A 232-nucleotide genomic window follows, 5' to 3' on the forward strand; every position below is an offset into this window, starting at 1 on the left:
GTCGCCGAGATGATCGCGATGATTGACCAGACGAATCTGGCCGAAGGCGCCGAAGCGCGTGTTGAGCATGTTGGCGACGTAGTCGGATTCACGCAGGAACACGCTTTGCTTGCCGTCGCCGCCAAGGGTCAGGGTGTACAACTCGACTGCCGGAGTCGAAGCGGGAATCGCCGCCAGTGCGTCGTCCAGCAACCGACCCTGGGCGAGCAAACCGAGTTCGAGGGTGTCGGGG

Annotated in this window: 1 protein-coding gene; it reads right to left on the bottom strand. The window is 62.9% G+C overall.

Annotation, left to right across the window (positions count from 1 at the left end):
• On the bottom strand, positions 1-232 hold a 232-nt coding region (locus AAEY83_RS18850; RefSeq protein WP_502945234.1), incomplete at both ends, for a hypothetical protein.

It is taken from the genome of Psychrobacter sp. TB20-MNA-CIBAN-0197 (genome assembly GCF_040309765.1).
GTDB classification, from domain to species: domain Bacteria; phylum Pseudomonadota; class Gammaproteobacteria; order Pseudomonadales; family Moraxellaceae; genus Psychrobacter; species Psychrobacter submarinus.